This is a genomic window from Rhizobium sp. P1_E6 (assembly GCF_056405875.1).
The window spans coordinates 11,862-38,072 of the sequence record NZ_JBFUBG010000049.1 but is presented as its reverse complement, the minus strand read 5'-3'; the positions used below and the strand labels follow the sequence as shown (position 1 = coordinate 38,072).

General features: G+C 61.0%; 22 protein-coding genes. 18 read left to right on the top strand and 4 right to left on the bottom strand.

Annotated features, from left to right (window positions below; genetic code table 11):
- Positions 1 to 13: 13 nt before the first annotated feature.
- Positions 14 to 793, bottom strand: a complete 780-nt coding sequence (locus AC1D35_RS21515; protein WP_477852100.1) for an ABC transporter ATP-binding protein — start codon at positions 791 to 793, stop codon at positions 14 to 16.
- A 162-nt stretch (positions 794 to 955) separates the two neighbouring features.
- On the opposite strand from AC1D35_RS21515, the gene AC1D35_RS21510 reads away from it, so the two are divergent.
- From AC1D35_RS21510 to AC1D35_RS21475, 8 genes are all read left to right on the top strand, one after another.
- The gene (locus AC1D35_RS21510; RefSeq protein WP_477852102.1) at positions 956 to 1,420 is read left to right on the top strand and encodes an Lrp/AsnC family transcriptional regulator; all 465 of its coding nucleotides are present in this window, start codon (positions 956 to 958) and stop codon (positions 1,418 to 1,420) included.
- Between the two features lie 392 nt (positions 1,421 to 1,812).
- The gene (locus AC1D35_RS21505; protein ID WP_477852103.1) at positions 1,813 to 2,052 is read left to right on the top strand and encodes a Blp family class II bacteriocin; all 240 of its coding nucleotides are present in this window, start codon (positions 1,813 to 1,815) and stop codon (positions 2,050 to 2,052) included.
- A 113-nt stretch (positions 2,053 to 2,165) separates the two neighbouring features.
- Positions 2,166 to 3,998, top strand: coding sequence for an alpha/beta hydrolase family protein (locus AC1D35_RS21500; protein WP_477852104.1), 1,833 nt, complete (start codon positions 2,166 to 2,168; stop codon positions 3,996 to 3,998).
- Between the two features lie 69 nt (positions 3,999 to 4,067).
- Positions 4,068 to 4,763 (top strand): hypothetical protein, encoded by a 696-nt coding sequence (locus AC1D35_RS21495; protein ID WP_477852105.1) that lies wholly within the window; start codon positions 4,068 to 4,070, stop codon positions 4,761 to 4,763.
- A gap of 10 nt (positions 4,764 to 4,773) precedes the next feature.
- Complete coding sequence (locus AC1D35_RS21490; protein ID WP_113298651.1) at positions 4,774 to 4,962, top strand: hypothetical protein; 189 nt, start codon at positions 4,774 to 4,776, stop codon at positions 4,960 to 4,962.
- A 285-nt stretch (positions 4,963 to 5,247) separates the two neighbouring features.
- A complete protein-coding gene (locus AC1D35_RS21485; RefSeq protein ID WP_477832218.1) occupies positions 5,248 to 6,411 on the top strand; it encodes a beta-barrel domain-containing protein in 1,164 nt (387 codons plus the stop codon).
- 10 nt (positions 6,412 to 6,421) lie between these two features.
- Positions 6,422 to 8,548, top strand: a complete 2,127-nt coding sequence (locus AC1D35_RS21480; protein ID WP_477852106.1) for a peptidase domain-containing ABC transporter — start codon at positions 6,422 to 6,424, stop codon at positions 8,546 to 8,548.
- A 377-nt stretch (positions 8,549 to 8,925) separates the two neighbouring features.
- Positions 8,926 to 9,177, top strand: a complete 252-nt coding sequence (locus tag AC1D35_RS21475) for a hypothetical protein (RefSeq protein WP_113309050.1) — start codon at positions 8,926 to 8,928, stop codon at positions 9,175 to 9,177.
- Between the two features lie 264 nt (positions 9,178 to 9,441).
- Here AC1D35_RS21475 and AC1D35_RS21470 read toward each other — a convergent pair whose 3' ends face one another.
- Together AC1D35_RS21470 and AC1D35_RS21465 are read right to left on the bottom strand one after the other, a co-directional pair.
- Positions 9,442 to 11,484: an oxidoreductase gene (locus AC1D35_RS21470; protein ID WP_477940011.1), complete on the bottom strand. Its 2,043-nt coding sequence runs from the start codon at positions 11,482 to 11,484 to the stop codon at positions 9,442 to 9,444.
- 90 nt (positions 11,485 to 11,574) lie between these two features.
- Complete coding sequence (locus AC1D35_RS21465; RefSeq protein WP_477940008.1) at positions 11,575 to 12,480, bottom strand: DMT family transporter; 906 nt, start codon at positions 12,478 to 12,480, stop codon at positions 11,575 to 11,577.
- Positions 12,481 to 12,592: 112 nt separating this feature from the next.
- Here AC1D35_RS21465 and AC1D35_RS21460 point away from each other — a divergent pair, with 112 nt between their 5' ends.
- Positions 12,593 to 13,468, top strand: coding sequence for a LysR family transcriptional regulator (locus AC1D35_RS21460; protein WP_477852110.1), 876 nt, complete (start codon positions 12,593 to 12,595; stop codon positions 13,466 to 13,468).
- Here the strand turns inward: AC1D35_RS21460 and AC1D35_RS21455 are convergent.
- Positions 13,443 to 14,426 carry a GlxA family transcriptional regulator gene (locus AC1D35_RS21455; RefSeq protein ID WP_477852111.1) on the bottom strand — a complete coding sequence of 328 codons (984 nt, stop codon included), beginning with the start codon at positions 14,424 to 14,426 and terminating at the stop codon, positions 13,443 to 13,445. The genes AC1D35_RS21460 and AC1D35_RS21455 overlap by 26 nt on opposite strands.
- 107 nt (positions 14,427 to 14,533) lie before the next feature.
- On the opposite strand from AC1D35_RS21455, the gene bcoG reads away from it, so the two are divergent.
- The 9 genes from bcoG (at position 14,534) to AC1D35_RS21410 (ending at position 26,209) form a co-directional block, all read left to right on the top strand.
- Positions 14,534 to 15,436 carry a 3-dehydrocarnitine:acetyl-CoA trimethylamine transferase BcoG gene (gene bcoG, locus AC1D35_RS21450; protein ID WP_477832217.1) on the top strand — a complete coding sequence of 301 codons (903 nt, stop codon included), beginning with the start codon at positions 14,534 to 14,536 and terminating at the stop codon, positions 15,434 to 15,436.
- A gap of 7 nt (positions 15,437 to 15,443) precedes the next feature.
- Complete coding sequence (locus AC1D35_RS21445) at positions 15,444 to 16,934, top strand: carnitine 3-dehydrogenase (RefSeq protein ID WP_477832216.1); 1,491 nt, start codon at positions 15,444 to 15,446, stop codon at positions 16,932 to 16,934.
- 10 nt (positions 16,935 to 16,944) lie between these two features.
- A complete protein-coding gene (locus tag AC1D35_RS21440) occupies positions 16,945 to 18,105 on the top strand; it encodes an acyl-CoA dehydrogenase family protein (RefSeq protein WP_477832215.1) in 1,161 nt (386 codons plus the stop codon).
- Positions 18,106 to 18,108: 3 nt separating this feature from the next.
- Complete coding sequence (locus AC1D35_RS21435; RefSeq protein WP_477940004.1) at positions 18,109 to 20,163, top strand: acetate--CoA ligase family protein; 2,055 nt, start codon at positions 18,109 to 18,111, stop codon at positions 20,161 to 20,163.
- A gap of 6 nt (positions 20,164 to 20,169) precedes the next feature.
- The gene (locus AC1D35_RS21430) at positions 20,170 to 20,952 is read left to right on the top strand and encodes a carnitinyl-CoA dehydratase (protein WP_477853992.1); all 783 of its coding nucleotides are present in this window, start codon (positions 20,170 to 20,172) and stop codon (positions 20,950 to 20,952) included.
- A 120-nt stretch (positions 20,953 to 21,072) separates the two neighbouring features.
- Positions 21,073 to 22,662 (top strand): ABC transporter substrate-binding protein, encoded by a 1,590-nt coding sequence (locus AC1D35_RS21425; RefSeq protein WP_477853993.1) that lies wholly within the window; start codon positions 21,073 to 21,075, stop codon positions 22,660 to 22,662.
- A 91-nt stretch (positions 22,663 to 22,753) separates the two neighbouring features.
- Positions 22,754 to 23,761, top strand: coding sequence for an ABC transporter permease (locus AC1D35_RS21420; RefSeq protein ID WP_477853994.1), 1,008 nt, complete (start codon positions 22,754 to 22,756; stop codon positions 23,759 to 23,761).
- Positions 23,758 to 24,585, top strand: coding sequence for an ABC transporter permease (locus tag AC1D35_RS21415; protein ID WP_477940001.1), 828 nt, complete (start codon positions 23,758 to 23,760; stop codon positions 24,583 to 24,585). The genes AC1D35_RS21420 and AC1D35_RS21415 overlap by 4 nt, the downstream gene beginning before the upstream one ends.
- Positions 24,578 to 26,209 (top strand): ABC transporter ATP-binding protein, encoded by a 1,632-nt coding sequence (locus AC1D35_RS21410; RefSeq protein WP_477939999.1) that lies wholly within the window; start codon positions 24,578 to 24,580, stop codon positions 26,207 to 26,209. Before AC1D35_RS21415 ends, AC1D35_RS21410 begins: the two co-directional genes overlap by 8 nt.
- Positions 26,210 to 26,211 lie beyond the last annotated feature (2 nt).

Genomic DNA, 26,211 nt, shown 5'->3' with positions numbered 1-26,211 from the left:
GAGAGTTCGCGCATCAGTGGGCGCTGAGACCGGTAAATTCCCGGCAACGGGCGCTCACCGGCGCCCCGAATACTTGCTCAGGCGGGCCTTCCTCCTCTATCCGTCCCTGATGCAGGAAGAGAACACGGCTCGACACATCCCGGGCGAAGCGCATTTCATGCGTGACGATCAGCATGGTCCGGCCTTCTTCCGCGAGATCACGGATGACCTTGAGAACCTCGCCGACCAGCTCCGGATCAAGCGCCGATGTCGGCTCGTCAAACAGCATGACGTCAGGGTCCACGCAGAGCGCTCTTGCAATCGCCGCGCGCTGTTGCTGACCACCGGATAAGAAAGCGGGATAGGCGTCGCGTTTATCGAAAAGCCCGACCTTATCGAGCAGGGCCTCGGCCTTTTCGACAGCCTCGCGCCGCGAAATGCCCATCACGTGCACCGGCGCCTCGATGACGTTTTCCAGCACCGTCCGATGAGCCCAGAGATTGAAACTCTGGAAGACCATCCCCAGCCCGGTTCGCAGCCGCTCGATCTGCCGCCAGTTGCGCGGCTGCAGCCGTCCGCCCCTACCGATCTTCAGCGAAATCTCCTCGCCGTTGACCGCAATCCGGCCGCGATCCGGCATTTCCAGGAAATTGATGCATCTGAGGAAGGTGCTCTTGCCGGAGCCCGACGAACCGATGATCGAAATCACATCGGACTTGTGGGCCTCAGTCGAAATGCCCTTGAGAACCTGTTGCGCGCCGAAGCTTTTATGGAGATCTTCGACACGAAGAGCAGGAAAGGGTTGATCCGACATGCATGGTTCCGGTTGAACTGAATTTGCGAAGGATAATGATAAAATAACGCGGCTTTTTCGCGCAATTTTCATCCATTCTGCATATTTTGTGCAAAATAATCTTCCCCGTGCGGCAAATACGGCAGAATACGTGAAGTGCCGCAGCAACAATTGGACTGGACAATGGAACAACTGGATCGCTTTGACCGTGACATTCTCGATATCGTTCAGCGCGACTGCCAGCTGAAAGCCGAAACGATCGCCGAACGGGTTGGACTGTCTGTCTCGGCCGTGCAAAGGCGGTTGAAGCGGCTGCGCGAGGACGGGGTGATCAAGGCGGAGGTGGCCGTCGTCGACCGCAAGGCGACGGGGACATCGATGGTGTTCATCGTCGGGATGGAAATCGAGCGGGACAATTACGACGCTTTGGCGAAGTTCCGCCACTGGGCGGAAAAGCAGGATCATATACAGCAGGTCTATTACGTCACAGGCGCGGTCGATTTGATCGCGATCGTCACCGCCCGCGACGTCGAGCATTATGACGACATCGCGGCGCTGATCATGGCGGAAAACCCACAGATCCGCCGCATGCACACGAATGTCGTGCTGCGGGACGTCAAGCTCGGCCTGTTCGTCCCGCTGGAATAACGGGCAAGCAGTGGTCTCACCAGCAAGCTCGATGATTACGCATCCAGCCAATCTGCAACGCTGCGGATAACGGGCAGGACGATGGCTCAATCTCTCACCCGATCAATCGTCCAATCAGCAGCTTCGCGCCGCTAACCTCTCGGGCGTGGCTGCACATCCGCAAGCGGACCACCAATGATGGTCTTCCTATCCGCCGTTTGACCGGACTGCGATATCGCGCCGGACGGAAACGATCGGGAGTCGTCTTGCCGGGCAATTCCTCTCGCCCCCGCCGCGGTGCGGTGGGGCAAAACCAACCATTGAAGGTTGACTCTCCCCCACCGGCCACTAGCTTTTCCTACGCGCAGTTGTGCTTTCGACTACCTTGCTGAAACAAACGAATGGTGAGTTAAGTGAAGGGAATCAAAGAACTTTCGCACAGCGAAATCGATCATGTTTCCGGCGGCGCTTCCGTTACTGGCTTCGTCAGAAGCTATATCGACGGCGCGGCCGCATTGGCCGGCGGCGGGGCGATGGGTTATGCCGCGGCAATCGGTGCCGGGGTCGGTCTATCGACCTTCGGGGTCGGCGCTCTTGCCGTCGGAGCGGCAGGCCTCGGAGCCTACGGCATCTACAGGCTCGCAACAGCCTGAGACAGTTCCTTTTTCAGATCACTCGGGCTCTTCGCCGTCAGGCGAGGAGCCACCAGAGATCGGTCCGCACCCACAAGTGGCCGATTGGCTCCATCGTCAGAAAGCGTGATCGTTTGATTTCAGCCAGCCGCTTTTACGCCGATCCCGGGGCAAGCTGGGGATATGAACCAAGCTTCGATGAAACGCTGCTGGCCTGGTGGGGCACGAAGGGCGGACACCCGACGGTTTTCATCGGCGAGATTACAGCAAAACCGCCCAAGGCCTTTGCCAGCTTTTCCGGACCCCTGCTGCATTTCTCCTGGCGCAGCTACACCAACCGGCTGTTGCTGACGGAGGGGGACCGGCTGTTCGAGGTGGACCCCAGACATCCGAACGAACGCATCGACGTCACGCCGCAGGGTTTCCAAACCTGGCAGATCATCGCGGAGCCGTCCGCCGCCGGTGCAAGACAGGCCGTCATCTCGCACGACCGCAGCCCCGCCTTCACCGATCTCTACACGACGCTTGCCGACGGCACGGCACGGCAACTGCTCGAGGAAAATTCCGGGCGCACGGAAAGCTGGCTGATCGATGCCGATCTTTTGCCCTGCCTGCGCGTCGAGCGCGGCGAGGATGGCGTCAGGCGCTATATCGCAAGGCTTGCCGACGACAGCTGGAAAGAGATTGCKGCACTGAAACCCGAGGAAACGCTGATCATCTGGAATGTCGATCCGCATGGCCTCCGCTACGAGGCGCTGTCGAACCGCGGCCGCGACAAGATCACCCTCGTCGACATCGATCCCGCAACCGGGCGGGAAACCGCAATCGCCGGCAGCGACGCTGTCGATATCCTCGATGCGATCCGTCTCAACCCTGCAGAGCCGACCGACCTTATCGTTATCCGCAACGGCTTTCCACGGCTCGTACCGATCTCCAAACGCGGCGAAGCCTTCGCCGAACTCCTGTCCAGCGCTGGCCGGCATGCCGATTTTGAAATTACCGGCGCGTCGAAGAGTGGCAGGATCATCGGCGCCTCCGTCTCCTTCGACGCGCAGCAACCGCGGCCCATGCTCTTCGATCTCGCGGCGAAAGCCACTCAGCCGCTCGGGCCCAAGCCACGGGCGCTGCCCACAACGGCAACCACACCTGTTGAGATCGCCACACGCGACGGCGAGCAGTTGAGCGCCATTCTCACATTGCCGGAAAAGGCCGCAACACCGTTGCCAGCAGTCATCACCGCCCATGGCGGCCCGGCGCGGCATGAGAACTGGGGCTACCACCGCGACAAGGCCTTCCTGGCAAGCAGAGGCTATGCCGTGCTCTCGGTCAATTATCGCGGCTCGACCGGTTTCGGAAAGCGCTTCCAGGCGCTTGGATTCCGCCAGTTCGGCCGCACCATGCAGGACGACCTCGCCGATGCCGCACGATGGCTGATCGACAAGGACATTGCCGTGCCCGACCGCATCGCCATCCAGGGCGAAAGTTTCGGCGGCATGATCGCCGCGCTCTCCATGAGCCGCGACCCTGGGCTTTTCGCCGCCGCCATCATCGATTATCCGGTCGTCGATCTGCCCTTCCAGATGGAACACAACCCCGCCACCTGGGCGCTTTTCACCGACCAGGTGGAGCGATATTTCGGCACGCCCGTCAACGAGGCGGATGCCCGCGCGCTCCACGAATTTTCGCCGATCAACCAGGTCGAGCGTGCCCAGGGCGCCTTCCTGCTGACGGCAGGCGAAGCCGATCCGATCGTCGGCGCCGAGCAGACCAGGCGCTATGAAATGGCGCTCCGCAAAGCCGGTCGCACGGTGAGCGCTCTCTACTTCTCCGGCGAAGCACACGGCTACGCGAAATGGCAGACGAAACTGGCCAGAGCCCGTGCAATAGAGCTCTTTCTTGCCGGTTGCATTGGGGGAAGGGCAAAAAAATTCGATTGGCGGACAGCCCTGGCAAGGCATTGGAAATAGGAAAAAATTGCGCATCAAGGACGATTTACACACGCTGCGCGCGTCGATTTCATTGGTCACGAAGGGTTGATGCTCGCAGTGATTGCTCTAAACTTGTTCTCGTTCGCTAGAAACGGCGGATTTCTGTTCACCTCGGAGGCACCTATGGCTGACGTTCAGAGCGTTAACGCAAATTCGAACGACTACTACATCCTTCCCCTCGAAGACTTTGAAATAGATGCTGTCAACGGCGCCGGCTCCTGGGTCGGCCACGTCGATCGCGGCATGATCGGCGGCACGGCTGCGGCCGGCGCTACCTTTTCGACAACAGGCAGCCTCGGCAAGGCCGGGATAGCCAGCGGATTCGGATTTGCCGCAGGCGCCGGGAACAGCGTCTACAACGGCGGATTATCCGGGAGCGGCAACTCGAGCGGCCGCGTGATCTGCACGCATTTCTATCGGCGTGGAAAGCTAGACCGCGATCTTTGGCGGACGGATCTCGAGTTCACTTTCGAGAACCTGTCGGAAACCACCATTCGCGGCTATCATTACTGGGCGATCCCCTATGTGCGCCTCATGCGGCGCAGCCCACTCGCAGAGCGGATCATGTATCCACTGGCAAAAGCCCGTGCTGAGGAAATCGCATTCCAGGCAGGCCGTCGCGGCAAAGGATCGTTTTCCGGCAAGATCGTCCGCCTGATAGGCGAGCCGATCTGCTACTTGATCGGCTCCATGGTGAAGCAAAAAGACTTTGCGCCGCTTTGGACCGAAACCAGTAAAGGTTGAGGGTGTCGCCATGAGCCCAGTCCTACGCATCATCATCAGCGAAGTCGGTCTTTCCGCAGTCATTGCGGCGGCCTCTGTGATCGGATTGCCGAAGCTCAGCGATCCGGCAGCGGCGGTAAACTATCCGCTGGCCGTCATCGTGTTTCTGGCATGCTCCTTTGCCTTCACAGGGTACGAACTTCTCACCCGGCAAACCTGAGCTTTCGAATTTAACAAGATCATGGGGCCGGTCACCGGCCTCATTCTCATCATCCAAAGGGTGTTCCTTCCATCGGAAGCTTCATTTTTCCTCTCAAGGTTGACCAAAATTCCTTTTCACCTAGCTCCCTTAAGGACGTCAGAGGAGGAAAATCCAAGTGAATGTCCATACAGGCCATCCTGCTCCGCCCTCACCCGACCATAAAGATCCTGCCTCGCTGAGATGAACCTGTTTCGCCGAGAAGCTCTGGAAAGACAATCCCAGCGGCTGGCGGGAACGGTCTCCATGGCCGTACCGATGGGCTGGCATCTAACCGGCTATCTGATGGCTGTTGTGCTTGCGGCCGTCGTGATCTTCCTCTCGACGGCAAGCTATTCGCGCATTGTCCAGGCCACCGGCGTCATCCTGCCGGACAAGGGAATTGCAGTGGTTATCCCACCCCGCGCCGGTGTCATCATGCAAATGATGGTGGCCGATGGCGACCCTGTGAACGAGGGTCAGGAACTGATCGCAGTGCGTTCCGAGGACTATCTCGTCAGCGGCGAATCCGCCTCGAAAAAAGTCGCTGAGATGCTGCAGCGCCAGAATGCCAGCATCGACGAGCAGCTGCAGGAAGTGAAGAACGACGAGGCAGCGCAGACGGCGCAGTTTTCCGCGCAGATCGCTGGCTTCGAGACGCAGATTGCCAAGCTCGACGGCCAGATCGAACTGCAGCAGGACCTCATCAAGTCGATCGAGGCCGATGTGGAGCGCATCCGCGGCCTCGTCAGCAAGGGCATCGTGGCGCAGCGCGACGTACTGCTGCGCGAGGACTCCCTGACCGAGCGCCGCCAGCAGATGTCGGTCATCGAAAGCACTCTGTCCGAACGCCGTTCCGATCTCTCCGACGCTCAGCGCATGCTCGACCAGGTGAAGGCGCGCGCCAATGAGAAGACGGCGTCGCTTGAGGCGCAGCGCGAAGACGTGAACCGCGGCATGGCGACCAACGAGCAGTCGCGCGCCTATATCATCCGCGCCGCCGTGCCCGGCACCATATCGGGGCTGACGGCCAAGATCGGGGAGGCCGTCAATCCGCAGCAGCCGCTGATGAGCATCGTGCCGGAACAGGCGGTATTGCATGCGCAGCTGGACGTGCCCAATGCCGCCATCGGCTTCGTCGAGGTTGGGCAGGATGTACGGCTTGCCATCGACGCCTTCCCCTACCAGAGTTTCGGCACAGTGGGAGGCCATGTCAGCAGCCTGTCGAAAAGCCCGGTTTCGCGCAGCGGCGCTGACAGTGCCAGCCTCAATTATCTCGTCAGGATCGAGCTCGAGCGGCAGGATATCCTGGCCTACGGCAAGCCGCAGGCGCTGTTTCCCGGCATGACGCTTTCGGCCCGCATCGCGACCGCTCGCCAATCTCTGCTGGAATGGCTGTTCGAGCCACTCTACGCCCTGCAGCGGCGCTAGGGGAGGCCTCGTGAACACTGCCGTCCTTCAATCAGGCTTTCTCTCCAGCGCCCGCGTGCGGCTGATCCGCCAGACGGAGGTCAGCGAATGCGGCCTTGCCTGCGTTGCGATGATCGCCGGTTTCTACGGCCGCAGCATTGATCTGGCGACCATGCGCCGGCGCTTCACACCCTCGCTGCGCGGCGCGCCGCTCTCCAGCCTCATCAGGATCGCCGACCAGATCGGCTTGTCGCCGCGCGCCGTCAAACTGCCGCTGGAGCAGATCCCCAATCTGGCGCTTCCCGCCATCCTCCATTGGGACATGAACCATTACGTCGTGGCCGAACGGGTTTCGGCCGGCAAGGTGCTGATCCACGATCCGGCAGGCCGCAGCGAATGGCTCAAGATCTCGGAAGTGTCGGGCCGCTTTACCGGCGTGGCACTGGAGCTCAGGCCCAACGAAACCTTTGAGAAGAAGAGCGAGCGCGAGACGCTGCGCTGGTCGCAGCTCTGGAGCCGCATCACCGGGCTTGCCGGCGCCTTTGTGCAGGTGCTGGTCTTGAGCCTCGTGCTCCAGGTCTATGTGCTGGCACTACCCTATTACCTGCAGATTGGCATCGACACGGCGCTACCGGCGCTCGATCACGATCTGCTGAGCGTGCTGGCGTTGGGCTTCGGGCTTTTCACGATCTTCAATGCCGCCGCAACCTTTCTGCGCTCCTTCGTCATCCTGGCCGCAGGCGCCGCCCTTGGCTTCGGTATTGCCGCGAATATTGCCCGCAAGCTCTTTCGCCTGCCGCTCGATTGGTTCCAGAAGCGTGAGGTCGGCGATATCCTCTCGCGCTTTCAATCGGTGACGCCGATCCAGAAAATGCTGAGCGAAGGCATTGCCGCGACACTGGTCGATGGCGTCCTAGCGCTGACGACACTGGTCATCATGTTCTTCTACAGCGCCCAGCTGGCGCTGGTCGCAATTACCGCCTTCTTCCTCTATTTCGTCGTGCGCCTCGTTTCCTTCTCGCTGGAGCGCCGCGCGCAGGAAGGCAGCATCATCGCCCACGGCAAGGAACAAACGGCCCTGATCGAGACGATCCGAGGCATCCAAACCTTCCGGCTCTATAACCGGGAAAGCATGCGTCACAGCATGTGGCAGACGCTGCTAACCGATGCCGTCAACGCCAATATCCGCGTCTCGCGCGTCGGCATCTGGCAGAACACCGCAAATGCTCTGATCTTCGGGCTGGAAAACATCGTGACGATCTGGTTTGCGATAGGCTTTGTGATGCAGGGCGGCTTCAGCGTCGGCATGGTCTTTGCCTATCTCGCCTACAAGGGCCAGTTCCTGGAAAAGACCGGCAACCTCGTGGACCAGGCAACGGCCTTCTTCATGCTACGCCTGCATCTGGAACGCCTGTCGGACATCGCACTGGAACCGGACGACCGCAGCTTCGGCTCGACCCAGGACACGATGACGGAGCTGAAGGGTTCGATCGAGCTCAAGAATCTCTCCTACCGCTATTCACCAACCGATCCGCTGGTGCTCTCCGATGTCGGCCTGACGATCGGTGCCGGCGAGCACATCGCCATCACCGGTCCCTCTGGCTCGGGCAAATCCACGCTGTTGAAGCTGATGATCGGGCTTCTGGAACCGATGAGCGGCGACGTGCTGATCGATGGCATACCGCTCAGCCAGTTCGGCTACAAATCCTTCCACAACCAGATCGCCGCCGTACTGCAGGACGACAATCTCTTTGCCGGCTCGATTGCCGACAACATCGCCCTCTTCGACGAGCGCCCGGACCAGGACGCCGTCATTGCCGCCGCCAAGGCAGCCGCGATCCACGACGAGATCATGGCAACACCCATGCAATACGAGACATTGGTCGGTGACATGGGTTCCAGCCTGTCAGGCGGCCAGAAGCAGCGCGTGCTTCTGGCGCGTGCCCTCTACCGCCAGCCGAAGATGCTGTTCCTCGACGAAGGCACCTCGCACATGGATGTCGCCAACGAGGCACGCGTCAACGCCTCGGTCAAGGCCCTCGGCGTTACCCGCATCATCGTTGCCCACCGGCTGGAAACCGTGGCTTCGGCCGATCGCGTGCTCTATCTCGACGCCAACGGCCTCGTGCCCGTCGAGACGCACCAGGTGTTTCAGTGATGACGGCGGAAGGGATTTCTCCAGATGATTTCGCACCTCGCTGGAGCGGGATTGTTTAAGGTCTGTTCAGATCCGGCGTCGATAAAGTAGCTACAGTCCGGGCGCCTCTACGGCCCCACGGACACGAGCGATATGTCTCTGAAAATCCTTCCTTTCCTCCAGTAGCCGGGCATTTGCGACCTTTATCATTCCATTTTCAACCTTCAGCAAACCCCAGGATCAAACGAAAGGAGCCTCCGGCGAACTGAGTTACAACCTTTTACCGTGGCAGCGTCTCCTGATTGCTGAATTGATAAGCGTTAACCTTTCGTTAACCATAGCTCCCTAGTTTCCCGGAAGCGAAGCAATACTGTCCGGCTATTTTCGAGGAGGGTGCCATGTCGCTCGTAACCGTGCCCGGTAAAATTCGCCTTTATGGCGGTCACGCTGTCCTGATCATGACGGAAGGAAACCTGCATCAGGCCGTATGCATCACGGACGATGCCATGCCTGCTGGTGGCGACGTTATGCAAGGGCTCCTTCAGTCTCTTCATCTTTATGAGAGTATCGCCGATCGCAAGTTCGCCGAAGGCGAACTGGCATATGACGGACGGGTATGGATCACCTCCTCCGACATAAATCCCCACTAAGCAGCGGAACCGAGTTTCAATTCCGCCAACTGAAGATCCGGAAGAGCCCGCGGAGGACGATGGCTGCCGAAAGGCGATTGGATGTCTCCCGCCACGCTGCTGGAACGCAGTGAACCGGCCGCTATTCGTTCTTCCGATATCCGCTCCAGGTGCGTTCGTGCCCTAAAATTTCGCGAGCACTGAAAATCGGAGCCGAGAGCCTGCCGTCGTTCCGGCCCTTGATCGACATGGCAACAAAGCCGGAAGCAGGCCAGTCGCTAAGGCTCAAAACAACGAACATAACCTCAGAGCATCATAGATGGCGGCATGGATGTTGCGGCTGGAAACCGCGTCGCCGATCCGCACGAGGTCGAAACGCCCCTCGCGGTTGCGCTGCGGCAGCGGTGGCTGACGATCGATCAGAGCGGAATAGTCCACCGCACCGAGATTTCGCGAAAACGGTTTCATCTCAAGATAGAGCCCGTCATTGGCAAGCGTGCCATGTTCGACAACGACCTGGGAGACGCGCCGCTGCCATTGTGCACCGTCGTCAAAATCCGATCCGAGCACCGCGACGAGGGAGTTGCCGTCGCGCCGGACGGATTTGAGACGCGTGTTGATGGTCACCCTGACGTTCCTTTCCGCGAAGTTCCGTGCATAGGGCACGTGGTTCATGCCACCCATCTCCGGGGCGAAAAAGCGTTCGGGCGAAACGAGTTCCAGCTCAGCACCGCTTCTGGCGATCACTTCAGCTGCCGACATGCCCGGATGTCCGCCATTGTCGTCGAAGAGGAGTACAGTGTCGGCCGCCTTGACGCTGCCGGCAAGGATATCCCAGGAGGAGGTTACAAGTTCATCGCCGGCATCGAGTTCGGGCTGTTGCGCGATACCACCGGTCGCAATGACAACGAGGTCGGGCTCAAGATCCAGAACGTTAGTTGCCTCTGCGTAGACATCATAGTGTATGCGAACACCCAGCCGCTCCAGTTCCGCCAGCCGCCAGTCGATAATGCCTATCATCTCCTTGCGTCGGGGATTTCGAATGAGAAGATTGACCTGTCCGCCGGCCTTTCCCGTCGCTTCCAGAACGTCCACCGCATGCCCACGCTCCGCAAGCACACGGGCGGCCTCAAGGCCGGCCGGTCCTGCACCGACCACGACGGCCTTGCGGCGGATCTCCGCTTTGGCGATCTCATGGGGAATCTGCCCTTCACGACCGGTCGCGGCATTGTGGATACAGAGCGCTTCGCCGCCTTCATAGATCCGGTCAAGACAGTAGGTGGCGCCGACGCAGGGCCGGATGCGCGCCTCCTCGCCAGCCGCAATCTTGCGCACGATATGGGGGTCGGCGATATGGGCGCGCGTCATCCCGACCATGTCGAGCTTTCCCTCGGCAATCGCATGACGGGCTGTTGCCACGTCGGCGATACGCGCAGCATGAAAGACAGGGAACTTGGTTATCGCCCTCACCTCGCCGGCAAAATCCAGATGCGGGGCAGACGCCATGCCCTGAATCGGAATAACCTCGTTAAGCGCGACATCGCTGTCGATATGACCGCGGATGATGTTGAGAAAATCGATGTCACCGGATCGCGCAAATCGTGAGGCGATCTCGACGCCCTCTTCGCGTGACAGCCCCTTGTCCCAGTCCTCGTCGGCAACAAGGCGCATGCCGACGATGAAATCCGGTCCGACGGCCTTGCGGATAGCCTGCGTGACCATCACGGAAAAACGCATGCGGTTGTCGAGCGATCCCCCGAATTCGTCTTCGCGCCGATTGGTCGCCGGTGACCAGAAGCCGTCCAGCAGGTGGCCATAGGCCTCGATCTCGATACCGTCGAGGCCGGCTTCCTGCATGCGCTGTGCAGCTGTGGCATAGTCTTCGACGATGCGTTCGATATCCCAGTCTTCCGCCTCTTTCGGAAAGGCCCGGTGCGCCGGCTCACGGATCGGCGAGGCTGACAGCACCGGCAGCCAGTCACCCTTGTTCCAGCCTGTGCGGCGGCCCAGATGGGTCAGCTGGATCATGACCGCTGCCCCATATTCATGACAGTCGTCGGCGAGCGCCTTCAGCCAGGGCACGATCTCATCACGATAGGCATGGAGATTACCGAAGGAGGCCGGTGAATCTTGCGAGACGATAGCCGATCCCGCCGTCATGGTAAGCGCAATACCGCCCCTGGCTTTTTCCCTGTGATAAAGCCGATAGCGATCCGTCGGCATGCCGTTTTCAGAGTAAGCCGGCTCGTGAGCCGTAGACATGACGCGGTTTTTCAGCGTCAGATGTTTGAGTTGAAAAGGCTGCAGGAGGGGGTCTCTGGAGATCATTGCCGCTCTCGTCATTTAGATGAACGTGGCCCATCGAACCGCCATCCTGACCGATGTCGCAAAAAATGACGATCCGGCAGGCGTCGCATTCTAGCCTGCCTGCGCCCGCCGGCTGCGGCCGAAATCGATTGCGGTGTGCCAGAGCACGGCGCCAAGGATGACGGCGCCGCCAAAGAAGGTGGCAACCGGCGGCTGTTCGGAAAACATGAGCCAGACCCAGAACGGGGTCAATACAATCTCCATCGTTCCGATCAGCGCGGCTTCCGCCGGCGGCATACGTCTTGCCCCGGCCAAAAAGAGGACAAGCGCGAGTGAGAAGTTGGTGGCGCCGAATGCTGCCAGCACGATCCAGTTGTGAAGGTCGAGCGAACCGACCGAGCCGAAAGGAGCGAAGATGACGAGGGTCAGAAAGGCACTGACAACGGTCGGCGGCAGGCTCGGCACGTCGGGATTGATGCGCGGAATGATGATGACGAGCGCAAAGGAAACGGTCATTCCGAGCGCCAAGAGGTCGCCGACCCCGGTGCCGCCACCGATCGACGACGCGACGATAACAGCAACACCCAATAGCGAAACGCCACCTGCAATCATCGTTCGCCGAGCAACCCGCTCCTTAAGGATGATCCATCCGAACAGGGCGGCGATGAAGGGCGCTGTCGAATAGATCATCGTCACATTCGCAACGCTGGTCATGTAGAGGGCCCCGATGAAGCAGCCCTGGCTGACAGTCTGGCAGACAATCATCGCCAGGCCGGACGGATGCAAGACCGAACGCCATTGGCGCCGCGAGATCCCGCCTTCGAGGAATAGGCAGGGGATCAGCAGGAACAGCCCGCCAAACAGCGATCGCCAGGCGATTGCCGTCCAGACGTYGGTCGTCAGGAGCCGCGAGTAAACCCCACTGGCGCTCCAGGCAAGTGTCGCCCCGATGACGAGAAGGATACCCTTCTCGCGCTCGCCGGCACTGAGGTGCCTGGCCGGATGTTCAATTGTCACGCAGGTTAGTCTCGAAGGAGGAAAGTCAACGCGTATCCTTTCTGCACCCGCAATTGACATCAGACAAACGAATAGCAGAGATGAATGCCATCGAATTTTTCTATGGCTGCCCATGCGCGAACCCGTCGAAAGCGATCTTCTCAGAACCTTCCTCGTCGTCGTCGAGACTGCCAATTTCTCGGCTGCGGCGCAGCGCGTCGGCAGGACGCAGTCCGCAATCAGCGCGGCAATCAAGAAGCTGGAGGAGACGATCGGTGAGACGCTGTTCGAGCGTGGCGCCCGAGGCGTCGTGCTGACGCGTCAAGGCGTCCAGCTCGTCCCCTATGCCCGACGTGTCATCGATCTCTTGAGCGAGGCTGCAGCCACGATCCGGAGCAAGCCGCTCGGAGGCCCGGTCCGCATCGGCATCCCCGAGGAATATAGCCAGACGGTGCTGCCCGCCGCACTTGCGGCCTTTGCGGTGCGCCATCCCGCCGTCGAGGTCACGATCTCCTGCGATTATACCGTCCGCAACATCGCCGCCCTGGAACGCGACGAACTCGATCTCGCCGTCGTTTTCGACTGGAGCGATCAGATGAGTGGCGAAGTACTCTGCATCGATCCGACCGTCTGGGTGACCTCGATCGTCCACCGGCTGCATGACATCGACCCGCTGCCGATCGCCACCTATAGAGACTCAAGCTGGTGTCGCGAGTTTGCATTGAAGTCGCTGCACCAGCTCGGACGCAACTACCGGGTCGCCTTCATTGCCGATACCAGTTCCGGGCTGAAGAATGCAGTGACGGCCGGTCTGGCCGTCACCACGTTGTCGCGCAGCAATATCCCGCCCGGCTGCCGGGAACTGACGACGGAGGACGGCTTCCCGCCGATCGATTCCTCCAAGGTCGTGCTTCGTCGCAATACGTTCCGGTCGAGCGAAGCGGTTCGCGAACTTGCCGAGATGATCCGCGACGCCTTCCAGCCTATGGCCGCGCCTCCGGTTGCCTGACGGGGCGCCTCAGCCGTCGCCTCGTTTCCGAGGGGCTTTCGGAATAGCTTGCCCGATAGCTTCGCGCAAAGGCGGAGGCCGAATTGAAGCCGGTTGAGGCTGCTATGTCGGCAAAGGACGCCGTCGTCTCGATCACCCTGCGCCGCGCTGCGTTCAGTCTCAGAGCAAGATAATGGATATGAGGCGGCGCACCGATCGACGCCTGGAAGAGGTCCTGCAGGTGCCGGGCACTGATGCCGACCCTGCGTGCAAGCCGCGCCAGCACGATCGGCTGCTCGATATTGTCCTCCATCAACCGCACCGCCTGGGCCACGCGGGGATCGTCCACGCGCAAGCCTGCCGATAGCGCCTCGTCGGCGTGAAAGGATGGCTGCTCGTAGCGGAACAGCCGGCTGACCTCGAGCGCCAGCGAATAGCTCTGGCGTCGCCGGATGACCTCCAGCATCAGGTCCACGGTCGGCAGCGAGCCTGATGTCGTCAGCCGCTTGCCGTCGATGACGAACCGGTCCTTGACGGCCGATACCTGCGGATAGGCGAGCGCGAAATCCTCGTAGTCCTCCCAATGGACGGTCGCCGACAAGCCGTCGAGCAGGCACGCTTCGGCAAGCAGCCAAGTGCCGGATTCGATGCCGGCGATCATCGTCCGGTGGCGTGCCGCCTGCGATAGCTGCATCTTCAGGCTTTGCGTCGCGCTTTGACGCCAGTTGTAGCTCGCCAGCACGAAGAGCGGTGTGTCTGATGTCGTCGTCTGGAATATCCCATGCGCAGGTATGGCGATATGGCTGGTCGTCGGCACTGCTGCCCCATCCGGCGTGAAGATGCGCCAGCGGTAGAGCTCGCTGCCGGAGATGCGGTTTGCCCCGCGCAACGGCTCGATGATCGAGGCAATCAGGATCAGATTGGTGTCCGGCAGGACAAGAAGATCGATGTCGAGCCGTTCCGTCGATCGCTCCAGCACGCTCCCCTCCCTCGCGTTCCGATAATGTATCGATCAATTCCGAAAATGCAAAGCATCCTCTCCCTTCCTGGCGCGTAATGCCCTCAAGAAGAGGGAGAACGACAAACATGCCTCTTGCGATGAACCGCGATGTTTTCATCACCTGCGCCGTCACCGGTGCCGGCGATACGGTTTCGAAATCCAGCCACGTCCCCATTACTCCCAAGCAGATCGCGGATTCCGCGATCGACGCCGCCAAGGCTGGGGCGGCAGTCGTTCATTGTCACGTGCGAGATCCGGAAACCGGTGCTGCGAGCCGTCGCAACGACCTCTACAAAGAGGTTACCGACCGCATCCGTTCGGCCGATATCGACGTGGTCCTCAATCTGACGGCCGGCATGGGCGGAGACCTGATTTTCGGAGACGTTGAAAGCCCCCTGCCCTTGAAGACAGAGGGGACCGATATGGCAGGGGCAACCGAGCGCGTCAGCCATGTCGCCGAATGCCTGCCGGAGATCTGCACGCTCGACTGCGGCACGATGAACTTCAGTCTCGGCGACTACGTCATGACCAACACGCCCGCCATGCTGCGGGCAATGGCGCAGAAGATGACCGATCTCGGCGTGCGCCCCGAGATCGAAGCCTTCGACACCGGCCATCTGTGGTTTGCAAAGCAGCTCGCCGAAGAGGGCCTGATCGAGGATCCGGTATTGATCCAGCTCTGCATGGGCATTCCGTGGGGTGCTCCTGACGATCTCAACACGTTCATGGCAATGGTCAACAACGTGCCCGACAGCTGGACTTTCTCGGCCTTTTCGATCGGCCGCAACGCCATGGCCTATCCGGCCGCCGCGGTTCTGGCGGGCGGCAATGTCCGGGTCGGGCTGGAGGACAATCTTTATGTCGGCAAGGGCGCGCTCGCCACCAATGCGCAGCTCGTCGAAAAGGCCGTGCAGGTGGTCGAAGGCATGGGCGCCCGGATCATCGGTCCTGAGGACGTCCGCAAGAAACTGAATTTGACGAAGCGCTGAGGACGACATGACAGGGATTAGCAAAGCGGCCTGTATCGGCGGCGGCGTCATCGGCGGCGGATGGATTGCACGTTTTCTGCTTGCCGGCATTGATGTCAGCGTCTTCGACCCGCATCCGGAAGCAAGCCGCATCGTCGGCGAGGTCCTTGCCAATGCGGAAAAGGCCTATGGGATGCTGACTGGCGCACCGCTACCGCCACGCGGCAGGCTCACCTTCGAAAAATCCCTGCAAGAGGCCGTCTCCGGTGCCGACTGGATCCAGGAAAGCGTGCCGGAACGGCTCGATTTGAAGCGCCGCGTCTTGAGCGAGATCGATGCTGCCGCACGCCCGGATGCCCTGATCGGCTCGTCTACCTCCGGCCTGCTGCCGAGCGACCTGCAGCGCGACATGAAGCATCCCGAACGCCTCTTCGTCGCCCATCCCTATAATCCCGTCTATCTGCTGCCGCTGGTGGAGATCGTCGGCGGCGAGAAGACCTCGAAAGCGACCATCGAGGCAGCGATGGAGCGCCTGGCTCCGATCGGCATGAAGGGGGTCCACATCGCAAAGGAGATCGAAGCCTTCGTCGGCGACCGGCTGCTGGAGGCGCTCTGGCGCGAAGCGCTCTGGCTCATCCATGACGATATCTGCACCGTCGAGACGCTCGACGACGTCATCCGCTATTCCTTCGGACTGCGCTGGGCGCAGATGGGCCTGTTCCAGACCTATCGCATCGCCGGCGGCGAGGCTGGCATGCGCCATTTCCTCGCCCAGTTCGGGCCATGCCTTGCCTGGCCTTGGACGAAGCTTACCGACGTCGTCGATCTCGACGAAGCGCTGATCGAGAAGATCGGAAAACAGTCCGACGAACAGGCTGCCGGCCTTTCAATCCGCGCACTGGAGCGCATCCGCGACGAAAACCTCGTCGGCATCCTGCAGGCGCTGAAGGCTGGAAACGACGGCAAGGGTTGGGGCGCTGGCGAGTTGCTGAAGGATTTCGAACGTGCCCTCTGGGCCGCAGGCGGCGGGAAAACCACTGCTGCCGATCCTACAGAGCCCCTGAAGCTCGTCGAGACGAAGGTAAGCCCCGCCTGGGTCGACTATAATGGCCATATGACGGAGCATCGCTACCTGCAGGTCTTTGGCGACACCTCCGACGCGCTCTTGCGCCTGATCGGGGTCGATCTTGCCTATGTCGAGGCCGGGCAGAGCTACTATACGGTCGAGACCCATATCCGCCATCTCGGCGAGGCAAAGCTCGGGCAGGCCATCCATTCGACATGCCAGATCCTCGCAGTCGATGAGAAGCGGCTGCACCTCTTCCACACGATCTGCGACACCGAGAGCGGCGCCGTGCTCGCCTCTGCCGAGCAGATGCTGCTGCATGTCGATACMGGCGCCGGCAAGGCGACCCCAGCGCCATCACACGTGCTCGACAAGGCGAATGCTATTGCGGCGGCTCACTCAACGCTGCCTCCCCCGGAAGGCGCCGGCCGCCATGTCGGTCCGAAACGGTAAGGAGATCAGCATGGATTTCGGCCTCAGCGAAGAACAGGAAATGATCGTCGAGACGGTCCGCGGCTTCGTCGAAACCGAAATCTATCCGTATGAAAACGAAGTCGAGCGCACCGGCATCGTCCCGCCGGATCTCGCCGTTGAGATCCGGCGCAAGTGCATCGATCTCGGTTTCTATGCCTGCAATTTCCCCGAAGAGGCTGGCGGCGCCGGCCTCGACCATGTCACCTTCACGCTGGTCGAGCGTGAGCTTGGCCGCGGCTCAATGGCGCTGACGGTCTTTTTCGGCCGTCCCTCTGGCATCCTGATGGCCTGCAATAAGGAGCAGCGCGAACGCTATCTCCTGCCTGCCGTCCGCGGCGAGAAGATCGACGCGTTGGCGATCACCGAGCCCGATGCCGGCTCCGACATGCGCGGCATGAAATGCACCGCTCGCAGCAACGGCAGCGATTTCGTGCTCAATGGCACCAAGCATTTCATTTCGCATGCCGATGCCGCCGATTTCATCATCGTCTTTGCCGCAACCGGCGAGGAGGAAACGCCAAAGGGCCTTAAGAAGAAGATCACCGCATTTCTGGTCGACCGCGGCACGCCGGGCTTCGAAATTCTCAAAGGCTATGATTCTGTCTCCCACCGCGGCTATCAAAATTGTACCCTGAGCTTTGCCGACTGCCGTATTCCGCAGTCCCAGGTGCTTGGCGAACTCCATCGCGGTTTCGAGCTTGCCAACCAGTGGCTCTATGGCACGCGGCTGACGGTCGCCGCCACCTGCGTCGGCCGGGCGCGCCGCGTCTTCGACATGGCTTTGTCCTATGCCGCCGAGCGCAAGCAGTTCGGCAGGCCGATCGGCGCCAACCAGGGCGTCTCCTTCAAGCTTGCCGACATGATCACGGAGATCGACGCAGCCGACTGGCTGACGCTTTCGGCGGCATGGCGCCTGGATGCCGGCCTGTCCTCCGATCGCGAAATCGCGTCGGCCAAGCTCTACGCCTCTGAAATGCTTGCCCGCGTCACGGATGAGACGATCCAGATCTATGGCGGCATGGGCCTGATGGACGACCTGCCGCTCGCCCGCTTCTGGCGTGATGCACGTGTCGAGCGCATCTGGGACGGCACATCGGAGATCCAGCGGCATATCATCAGCCGCGATCTCCTGCGGCCTCTGGGAGCGTAGCCGATGACGTCCCGCCCGCTCGAGCGCCTGTTCAGACCACAAACGATCGCCGTCTTCGGTGGCCGTGAGGCGCGCCGGGTGATCGAACAGTGCGACCGGATGGGGTTTGCGGGTGAGATCTGGCCCGTTCATCCGACGCTCGACGAGGTCCTCGGACGGCGCTGTTACAAGAACGTTTCCGAACTGCCCTCTCCGCCAGACGCGGCCTTCGTCGGCGTCAACAGAACATTGACCATCGAGATCGTCCGCAGCCTGTCGGCGGCTGGCGCCGGCGGCGCAGTCTGTTATGCCTCGGGCTTCAGCGAGGCCGTGGCGGAACTTGCCGATGGCGCCGACCTGCAAAAGGCGCTGATTGCCGCTGCAGGCGATATGCCGATCCTTGGGCCGAACTGCTACGGCTTCATCAACGGCCTCGACGGCGCGCTGCTCTGGCCCGACCAGCACGGCATGGCGCGTGTCGATCGCGGCGTGGCGATCCTGACCCAATCGTCGAATATAGCGCTCAACCTGACCATGCAGACACGTGGTCTGCCGATCGCCTATGTCGTAACGGCAGGCAACCAGGCGCAAACTTCGCTGTCCGACGTCGCCTGTGGCCTGCTTTCCGACCCCCGCGTGACGGCGCTTGGCCTGCATATCGAAGGCTTTGGAGATCCAGCAGCGCTCGAACGGCTCGCCACTACCGCCCGCCTGACGCGAAAGCCTGTCGTCGTGCTGAAAGTCGGCAAGTCCGAACAGGCAAGGCAGGCAACGCTCTCCCACACCGCATCGCTTGCCGGTGGCGATGCACTGGCCGATGCGGTGCTTGCCCGCCTAGGCCTGGGTCGCGTCGAAACGCTGCCGGCGCTGCTTGAAACACTCAAGCTCCTGCATGTCGCCGGCCCGCTGCCAGGCCCTTCAATCTCCTCGATGAGCTGTTCGGGTGGCGAGGCCTCGTTGATGGCGGATGCCGCAATCGGGCGCGCCGTCACGTTCCGGGACCTCGAACCCGAGCAATTGCCGCGTCTGAGACGCATACTTGGCGATATGGTGACACTCTCCAATCCGCTCGACTACCACACGTTTGTGTGGGGTGATCTTGCGCGCCAGAAAGAGGCTTTCACTGCCATGTTCGAGGGCAGCTACGCCCTTAATCTCGTCGTGCTCGATTTTCCCCGCACCGACCGGTGCAGTACAGCCGACTGGGTGACGACGGCGGATGCCGTCATTGCCGCCGCCTCTGCGACAGGTGCGCTCGCCGGGATCCTGGCGACCCTACCCGAGACCATGCCGGAAGCCGTTGCCAGCCGCCTGATCGCCGAAGGCGTCGTTCCCTTCTGCGGCATCGATGAAGCCCTGATTGCTGCGGAAGTCGCAGCCGGTATCGGCCGTGCTTGGCGCAAACCACCTCCTCTGCCGCTTCTCGATGTGTCATCCGTTGAAGGCGCAATCGAAACGCTGACGGAGGCCGATGCCAAGGCCGAACTCAACCTCGCCGGCCTTCGGATACCCAAAGGCCTGATTGCAAGCTCGCCCCTTCAGGCGGCAGACTGCGCTGAGCGGATCGGTTTCCCCGTCGTCCTGAAAGCTCTGGGCATCGCCCACAAGACAGAGGCTGGCGCAGTCGCACTCAACCTGAAGGATGCAAAGGCCGTATCGGATGCCGCATCGGCGATGGCCGCGACAAGCCGTTTTCTGGTCGAGCAGATGGTTGACCAACCCGTCGCCGAGCTGATTGTCGGCGCCTCCCGAGACCCGGTCTTCGGATTATCACTGACGCTTGGCGCCGGCGGGATTTTTGTCGAATTGCTGGAGGATTCCGTCATTTTGCCGTTGCCGACGACGAGAGCGGAGATTTCCGAGGCAATTGCACGCCTGAAGATCGCAAAACTGATCGATGGCTATCGTGGACGCCCGAGAGGCGACCTCGAGGCGACCGTAACGGCTGTCGCACGGGCGGCAGATTATGTCGTAATGAATGCGGCACGGCTGGAGGAACTGGACATTAATCCATTGTTGGTTCTTCCCGAAAGTCGCGGCGTTGCCGCAGTCGATGCCCTGATCCGGCGAAGGAGGTAGCATAGGTTGAGCGACCCCATTCGCACCCGACAGGTTGGCGCAGTGCTGGAAGTCATCATCGATCGGCCGAAGGCAAATGCCATCGACCTTGCCACCAGCCGCGCCATGGGACTGATATTCCGTGATTTCCGCGACGACCCTACGCTGCGCGTGGCGATCATCTCCGGCGCGGGCGAGAAATTCTTCTGTGCCGGATGGGACCTGAAGGCAGCCGCTGCAGGCGACGCGGTCGACGGCGATTATGGTGTCGGCGGTTTCGGCGGGCTGCAGGAACTGCGCGATCTCAACAAGCCGATCATCTGTGCTGTCAACGGCATCTGTTGCGGCGGCGGGCTGGAGATCGCGCTCTCGGCCGACCTGATCCTAGCAGCCGAGCATACGACCTTCGCCCTTCCGGAAATCCGCTCCGGCACGGTTGCCGACGCCGCTTCGGTGAAGCTGCCGAAGCGCATTCCCTATCATATCGCCATGGACATGCTTTTGACCGGCCGCTGGCTTGACGTCCAGGAGGCGCATCGCTGGGGTTTCGTCAACGAAATCCTGCCAACGGACAAGCTGATGGAGCGGGCCTGGGATCTTGCCCGCCTGCTCGAAAGCGGACCGCCGCTCGTCTATGCGGCAATCAAGGAAATCGTGCGTGAATCGGAGGGCTCGACCTTCCAGACTGCCATGAACAAAATCACCAAACGGCAGTTTGCAACGGTCGACAGTCTCTATTCGAGCGAGGACCAATTGGAAGGCGCACGGGCTTTCGCCGAGAAACGAAGCCCTAACTGGAAAGGACGCTAACAAGGCGGCGGCAACCGCATCGTCTTCCCGCAAGCGTACGGGCACCACGAACGGAAGAGGAAACCGCGCGTGGATCATGCCCAAAATCGAAGTCAACGCACCATAAGAAGGAGAAGGGGAATGAACGACTACACGAAATATCTCTCAAGCCGGGTGACCGCCGGCGGCCTCAGCCGCCGCGAATTCCTGGGACGTGCCATGGCAGCCGGCCTGACGCTTGCTGTTGCCGACAAGCTCTTTACCGAAAGTGCCGAAGCCGCCGAACCGAAGCGCGGCGGTCATCTGAAGCTTGGCCTGGAGGGCGGAGCTGCAACCGACTCCAAGGATCCGGCGAAATTCCTGTCACAGTTCATGTTCTGCGTCGGTCGCTGCTGGGGCGACATGCTGGTTGAATCCGACCCGCTGACGGGTGCCGCGGTGCCGGCGCTTGCCGAATCCTGGGAGCCGTCGAAGGATGCGGCGATCTGGACCTTCAAGATCCGCAAGGGCGTCAAGTTCCACAATGGCAAGGAACTGACGATCGATGATGTGGTCGCGACCCTCAAGCGTCATACTGACAAGGCATCGGAATCCGGCGCGCTCGGCGTTCTCGGCTCGATCAAGGAAATCAAGGCGGACGGCGCCGACCTTGTTCTGACGCTGTCTGAAGGCAATGCCGACATGCCGCTGCTTTTGACCGACTATCATCTGGTCATCCAGCCGAACGGCGGTGCGGACGATCCGCTCGCCTCGATCGGCACCGGCCCCTACAAACTGACGAGCTTCGAGGCGGGCGTGCGCGCCACCTTCGAGAAAAACGCCGACGACTGGCGCACCGATCGTGGCTATGTCGATTCCGTCGAAATCATCGGGATGAACGATGCCACGGCGCGCATCGCCGCACTTTCGTCCGGCCAGGTGCACTACATCAACCGCGTCGATCCGAAGACTGTCGATCTGCTGAAGCGCGCTCCGACTGTCGAAATCCTTTCGACTGCCGGGCGTGGCCACTACGTCTTCATCATGCATTGCGACAAGGCACCGTTCGACAATAACGACCTGCGCCTCGCGCTCAAATACGCCATGGACCGTGAAACCATGGTGCAGAAGATCCTCGGCGGTTACGGCAAGGTCGGCAACGACTTCCCGATCAACAGCACCTACGCGCTGTTTCCCGAGGGTATCGAACAGCGCGCCTATGATCCGGACAAGGCGGCCTTCCACTACAAGAAATCGGGCCATAGCGGCTCGGTTCTGCTGCGCACATCGGAAGTCGCCTTCCCGGGTGGCGTCGATGCTGCCGTCCTCTATCAGGAAAGCTGCAAGAAAGCCGGCATCGAGATAGAGGTCAAGCGCGAGCCCGGCGACGGCTACTGGTCGAACGTCTGGAACGTCCAGCCCTTCTCCACTTCCTACTGGGGCGGGCGTCCGACGCAGGACCAGATGTATTCCACCGCCTACCTTTCGACGGCCGACTGGAACGACACCCGCTTCAAGCGTCCGGATTTCGACAAGTTGCTGCTTCAGGCCCGTTCCGAACTCGACGAAGCCAAGCGCAAGGAGCTCTATCGCGCCATGGCGATGATGGTCCGCGACGAGGGCGGTGTCATCCTGCCGATGTTCAACGACTTCGTGAACGCCTCCACCAAACAGGTGAAAGGCTATGTCCACGACATCGGCAACGACATGTCGAATGGATACGTCGCGACACGCGTCTGGCTGGAGGCCTGACGAAGGGCGTCTGCYCTCCGATCTCCACCGAAGCCAGGACCGTGGGATACCCCCCGCGGTCCTCCTGACGTTTCAGCGCGAGGCCTTCATCATGTCCAATCCGATCCCAGGCAATATCCTGCCCGGCCTTAGGTTCCGGCAGCGTTTTCCACTGCTTGCCCTCATTCTCGAGCGCTTCGTGCTCAGCATCATCCTGCTCTTTGCCGTCTCCATCCTTATCTTCGGCGGCCTGGAAGCTCTTCCTGGCGATTTCGCCACCACCTATCTCGGCCAGTCGGCAACGCCGCAAGCGGTTGCCAATATCCGCAAAGATCTCGGGCTCGATCGGCCGGTGACGACACGCTACGTCGAATGGCTCGGAAATGCCGTAAAGGGGGATTTCAGCACCTCCTGGGCCAGCAAGAATTCCGTCAGCGAGCAGATAGGCAAGCGGCTCGGCAACTCGCTCTTCCTTGCGGGATTTGCCGCGCTGATCTCCGTTCCGCTTGCCGTCGGTCTCGGCATGGTCTCGGTACACTTCCGAAACCGCCTGCCGGACAAGATCATCAACATCATTTCGCTTGCGGCGATCTCGTTGCCGGAATTCTTCATCGGCTACCTGCTCATCATGTTTTTCGCCGTGAAATTCGGCGTCGCCACCTTTCCCGCCACCGTCTACGAGAGCATGGGCTTCGTCGACCGGCTGAAGGCCATCGCCCTGCCGACGGCGACCCTCGTGCTCGTCGTGCTTGCCCACATGATGCGCATGACACGCGCTGCAATTCTCTCCGTCATGTCGTCGGCCTATATGGAAACGGCAGAACTGAAGGGGCTTTCTGCATTCCGCTCGATCGTCAAGCATGCCGCGCCGAACGCACTTGCACCGATCATCAACGTCGTGGCGCTGAACCTTGCCTATCTTGTGGTGGGTGTGGTCGTGGTCGAGGTGGTCTTCGTCTACCCGGGTATGGGTCAGTACATGGTCGATGCCGTCACCGTGCGCGACATGCCGGTGGTGCAGGCCTGCGGCCTGATCTTTGCTGCCGTCTACATTTTCCTCAACATGCTGGCTGACATCCTCGCCATCATYGCCAATCCCAGGCTGAGGCATCCCCGATGAGATTGAGAGACATCCCCATCACCGCCTGGATCGGCATGATCGGCATCGCAGTCGCTTTCATCTTCGCGCTCTTTGCGCCCTTCATCGCTCCCCACGGCGAGACCGAGGTCGTCGGCAGTGTCTGGCAGATGCCGGACGCGCAATATATCTTCGGCCTCGACAATCTCGGCCGTGACATCCTCTCTCGGCTGATCTACGGGGCGCGCACAACACTCTTCGTGGCACTCACCGCCACGATCATCTCCTTCTCGCTCGGCGTCATCTTGAGCTTCACGGCAGCCGTCTCGCGCGGGATGATCGACATGATCTTCTCCCGTTTCAACGACTTGATGATGTCGATCCCGACGCTGATCTTCGCGCTCGTGGTACTTGCTGTCCTGCCACAGAACATCATCGTGCTGATCCTCGTCATGGCTATCCTCGATTCCACCCGTGTCTATCGTCTCGGCCGTGCCGTGGCGCTCGATGTCGCGGTCATGGAATTCGTCGAGGCGGCCAAGCTGCGCGGCGAAGGAAAGCTCTGGATCATCTTCCGGGAGATTCTGCCGAATACCATGACGCCGCTGCTTGCCGAGTTCGGCCTGCGTTTTGCCTTCTCGATCCTGTTCCTGTCGACATTGTCCTTCCTCGGTCTCGGCATCCAGCCGCCTTCGGCCGACTGGGGCGGCATGGTCAAGGACAATAAGGACGGCATCATCTTCGGCATTTCGGCCGCCCTCGTGCCGGGGACGGCGATCGCCGTGCTTGCCGTCTGTGTCAACCTGGTTGTCGACTGGCTTTTGAAACGAACCTCGAGCCTCAAGGGAGGGCGCGGCGATGCCTGATCTTCTTTCCATCCGCAATCTCAAGATCGAAGCCACCAGCTATCCACCGGGCGAAGCGCCGAAGCGTGTGACTATCGTCGACGGCGTTTCCTTTGATGTGCAGAAAGGCCGGGTGCTCGGCCTCATCGGCGAATCCGGCGCCGGAAAGTCTACGATCGGGCTCTCCGCACTTGCCTATGGTCGCGGCGGTGCGGAGATTACCGGTGGCCAGGTGCTGCTTGATGGCAGCGATATACTCACCCTCGGCAGGGGCGGCATCCGGCAGATCCGTGGCGCCCGCGTCTGCTACGTCGCACAGTCGGCCGCGGCCGCCTTCAATCCCGCCCACCGGCTCGGCGACCAGGTGATCGAGGCCTCGGTCAAGCACGGGCTGATGAATAAGCAGGAGGCGAAGAAACGGGCGCTCTACTTGTTTCAGGTGCTTGGCCTTCCCCATCCCGAAAGCTTCGGCGAACGCTTCCCCCACCAGGTCTCGGGCGGCCAGCTGCAGCGGGCCATGACGGCGATGGCGCTCTGCTCCAATCCCGAACTGATCGTCTTCGACGAGCCAACCACGGCGCTTGACGTCACCACCCAGATCGACGTGCTGGYGGCGATCAAGCATGCGATCGAAGAGACCCATACCGCTGCTCTCTACATCACCCATGATCTGGCTGTCGTCGCCCAGATCTCCGATGACATCATGGTGCTGCGGCACGGCAGAACCGTGGAATATGGCAGCGTCAAGCAGATCATCGAAGAACCGCGGGAGGATTATACGCGCGCCCTCGTCAATGTCCGGCAAACGCTGCGACAGGAGGCGATTGACCAGTCCGACACACTGTTGAAGGTCGAAAACGTCAGCGCGGAATATTCCAATGGCTTCAGGGTGCTAAACGATATCAGCCTGCATGTCCCAAAGGGACAGACGCTGGCAATCGTCGGCGAATCTGGCTCGGGAAAGTCGACGCTTGCCCGCGCCATCMCCGGGCTCTTGGCACCGACCGCCGGTACGATATCCTTTGCCGGAAAACCACTGACGCCTGAAGTCCGGCATCGGCCACGCGACGACCTGCGCCGCATCCAGCTCATCTATCAGATGGCCGACACGGCGATGAACCCGCGCCAGACCGTGCGCGACATCATCGGCCGGCCGCTGACCTTCTACTACGGCCTGCGCGGCACCAGGAAGACTGCCCGGGTGAAGGAACTGCTCGACCAGATCGAGATGGGAAACGGCTTCATGAACCGCTACCCAGCCGAACTTTCCGGCGGGCAGAAGCAACGCGTGGCGATCGCACGCGCCCTTGCCGCGAGACCCGAGCTCATCCTCTGCGACGAGCCGACCTCAGCGCTCGACCCGCTGGTGGCCGAAGGTATCCTGAAGCTGCTGCTGCGCCTGCAGGAGGAGGAAAAGCTCTCCTATGTCTTCATCACCCACGACATCGCCATCGTGCGCGCCATTGCAGATAGTGTCGCTGTGATGCATCGCGGCAGGCTCGTGCGCTTCGGCCCGAAGGCGAAGGCGCTCTCGCCGCCCTTCGACGACTATACCGACCTGCTGTTGAAATCCGTTCCCGAAATGGAGATCGGTTGGCTGGAAAAGGTGCTCGCCACCCGCCGGATGGAAAGTGCCGGAAACTGAAC

What these genes read in the sequence shown, in the direction of transcription:
- AC1D35_RS21490 (WP_113298651.1), top strand. Translation starts at nt 4,774, where the DNA reads ATGAGCCCAGTCCTACGCATCATCATCAGCGAAGTCGGTCTTTCCGCA.
- AC1D35_RS21495 (WP_477852105.1), top strand. Translation starts at nt 4,068, where the DNA reads ATGCTCGCAGTGATTGCTCTAAACTTGTTCTCGTTCGCTAGAAACGGC.
- AC1D35_RS21440 (WP_477832215.1), top strand. Translation starts at nt 16,945, where the DNA reads ATGGATTTCGGCCTCAGCGAAGAACAGGAAATGATCGTCGAGACGGTC.
- AC1D35_RS21415 (WP_477940001.1), top strand. Translation starts at nt 23,758, where the DNA reads ATGAGATTGAGAGACATCCCCATCACCGCCTGGATCGGCATGATCGGC.
- AC1D35_RS21470 (WP_477940011.1), bottom strand. Translation starts at nt 11,484, where the DNA reads ATGATCTCCAGAGACCCCCTCCTGCAGCCTTTTCAACTCAAACATCTG.
- AC1D35_RS21510 (WP_477852102.1), top strand. Translation starts at nt 956, where the DNA reads ATGGAACAACTGGATCGCTTTGACCGTGACATTCTCGATATCGTTCAG.
- AC1D35_RS21435 (WP_477940004.1), top strand. Translation starts at nt 18,109, where the DNA reads ATGACGTCCCGCCCGCTCGAGCGCCTGTTCAGACCACAAACGATCGCC.
- AC1D35_RS21425 (WP_477853993.1), top strand. Translation starts at nt 21,073, where the DNA reads ATGAACGACTACACGAAATATCTCTCAAGCCGGGTGACCGCCGGCGGC.
- AC1D35_RS21475 (WP_113309050.1), top strand. Translation starts at nt 8,926, where the DNA reads ATGTCGCTCGTAACCGTGCCCGGTAAAATTCGCCTTTATGGCGGTCAC.
- AC1D35_RS21515 (WP_477852100.1), bottom strand. Translation starts at nt 793, where the DNA reads ATGTCGGATCAACCCTTTCCTGCTCTTCGTGTCGAAGATCTCCATAAA.
- AC1D35_RS21485 (WP_477832218.1), top strand. Translation starts at nt 5,248, where the DNA reads ATGGCCGTACCGATGGGCTGGCATCTAACCGGCTATCTGATGGCTGTT.
- bcoG (WP_477832217.1), top strand. Translation starts at nt 14,534, where the DNA reads ATGCCTCTTGCGATGAACCGCGATGTTTTCATCACCTGCGCCGTCACC.
- AC1D35_RS21460 (WP_477852110.1), top strand. Translation starts at nt 12,593, where the DNA reads ATGCGCGAACCCGTCGAAAGCGATCTTCTCAGAACCTTCCTCGTCGTC.